Source organism: Pedobacter sp. 01N416 (assembly GCF_056399685.1).
The window spans coordinates 1-2,604 of record NZ_JBFTRT010000655.1; the positions used below are offsets into that span (position 1 = coordinate 1).

The 2,604-nt window shown below is 34.1% G+C and carries 2 protein-coding genes; both read right to left on the reverse strand.

The genetic code is table 11. The features are described 5' to 3' along the window. Positions 1-398 (reverse strand): hypothetical protein (locus tag AC1DND_RS25380; RefSeq protein ID WP_477585312.1); only part of this gene is annotated, 398 nt, incomplete at its 3' end. Further along, a partial coding sequence (locus tag AC1DND_RS25385; RefSeq protein ID WP_477585313.1) for a hypothetical protein occupies positions 382-2,604 on the reverse strand: 2,223 nt, incomplete at its 5' end. The genes AC1DND_RS25385 and AC1DND_RS25380, both read right to left, overlap by 17 nt.

The window sequence follows — 2,604 nt, forward strand, 5'->3', positions numbered from 1 at the left end:
GTAATGTAGTTGTCTGTTATATTTATTTTGTTAGAAGTTTTTAAGTTCTTTATGCCAAATATTTCATTAATCTTTTGATAAAATATTTCATCGTTAACTACTTTATAACCACTATTCTTTAATCCTAGAAGTAATACTTTTGATGCTAACTCTAAATCTTTAGGTGTCAATTCATATGGATCTTCTGGATCTAGTTCATCACTTACCATCTGTTTTTGATATTCAAGATGTTGTTTAATTTCGTTAATCTCATTTTTTGTTAAATTCATTTCTGTTTCTTTAACTATTTGATTGTTTTTAGCGGGCTTATTTTTACAGGCAATTAATAATAAAATAATAGAGAAGTAGATTAACGTTTTTTTAATGTACATATGATTTCTTTTAATTAGTTTTTCCATCCGGTTTGTTTTTAATGCCAATTTTTATATTTAATGCTTGTATATCACCATAAATATCATTGCTATTTAATTTATCTATGTCTTTAATAGTGTAATCCACAGGTATATAAAAGCCGTATAATTTTTTCTGCTTACTTTTACTTGTATAATCACCATATTCACTAAATCGGATTGAATCATTTTGATTGCCACCGAGAAGTATATATTTTCCACTGGTGTTTTTTCCAAATAGTAATCCTGTATGTCCATGTTTACCGTCAGTATGTTTGTAAACGACAAAACAACCGTATATGGGCTCAGGTATTTTCTTGTATTTAGAATTACTTATAGGAGCTAAGGATGAGGCTGAATTTAAATGACTATATGGAAGTTTAGTTTTTGCATTTTTAGTTTTGCTAATGCACCAATTCATGAAAGCTGCACACCATGCACCTTGTTCACCATTTGTTGGCTCAGCAGTGTTTTTGCAATAAGACAAGTATTCCTTTGCTTTTGTATACATCGGATTTTCTGACTCCAAACAACCTCTCATTACTTTAGCTTCATTTAATGCTATTTCCATCCAAGGCGCGCGATTACCCAATATTTTAATGTCAATATTTTTCCAGCTACATTCACCTACCTTAAATACTTTAGAACTATAATTATCAAAAGTATTTTGCTTTAGTGTATAACTGTCTCCAACTTCGTTACCTATTCCTTGTGAAATTGGTTTGTTTTCTAGTGCCCCATTTGATTTCGTAATCAACCCATTCCACTTATAAAACGCCATTGAAGTTAGTACCGCAATTTTAATATCCTTAGCTACAATATCAGAATTTTTAAGGATATCCACCTGCTCATATTTTAAAGTATAAGTGTTTGCTTTGCTATAATTTTCTCTTCCTGTTAGTTGTATCAAGCCTTTTCCCCTAAAATTCCAGCCATCTCCTTCCTGTGTATTGCCAATTCTATTTCCAACACTGCGGTTTTTATCCGCATAAGCAAGATTCGCAATCATTTGCGGATTTGCTTCATGATCTTTGGTTCTTCCATATTTATAGGCATCTTCTTTATGTTTTGTAAAATACGAAAAAGGCGGATTGTCCCTTTTTCCAGTTTTTTTATTTAAGTTACCGTTGATCAGCGTATCTGCACTGTAATTCATGTTTTCTCCGCTTTTCAAATGCAGTTTAGTTCCGGATTCTACCCGGATCTGGGCAAAAAAATGTGCTTTAACCCAGCAGGTATTCAGGCCAAGATCGGCCATGTATTTGTTGTAGGTGATGGCAACCGTTGTGAGCGTGGCATCATCAGCATCTTTAAATATTTGTTTTAGTTCTACCGTAGTAATGTCTTTATTACATCTGGGGCAATCACTATGACTGTTGTCTTCCTGATTCCCCACGCCCACCAATGCTTTCCCTCCATTTGCTGGTACATCATTTTTAAAGGCTACTAARGTATTGCTTGTTCCTAAAAACTCCATTTCTTCTATCATGGCATAAAAACGATGCAGTTTTTCACTATAACTTTTCTCCCAGCTTTTGGCCAATATGAAATCAAACTCAACAATACCGTTATCATTTAAAGGGTATTCTTTATGGTGTACAAGTGTATCTTTCCTTAAATTGTCGAATCCAAGGCGGCTTTCTTTTCTGTAAATTTTTACAGATACATTTTTTGCACTTAGGTTACGCGTGCGGATGCGGCATTTCATTTTGCTGCCGTATAGTGCTTGGATAACCGGTTTGTTGTCGGTTAAAAATTCGATGCTTACAATTTCTTCTTTGGTAACCAGTTTTAGTTTTTGCAGCGGTTGAGGAATATTCCCATTTAAGATTTCATATTTTTTATCAGTCGAGTATACTTTGAAGTAAAATGCTGTCCCTTCTTTTAGCAGTTTTTGATACTTATCTGCATTGGGGATGAAATTGTATTTCTCTAAATCTAATATTTGATTTTGAGGGACTCTGAAGCCTGTAATCACGTGGATGGCTCTCGCTTTGCTGCTGTGATCTAAATAACCATATTCTAAATTTACAATTAAACCTTCTGCCGCTTTAAATTTAATGTAGGCATGGTTTGGTTCGCCCCAGCCTGTTTTTGTTTTTTTACCACCTTCGGGATATTCCCACTGTGCCAATATAACTTCGGGCTGTGCAACTATTATTTTAACCGCTACTTTTGCGCTTGGTTGTACCATATATGCCTGCACAGTATACTC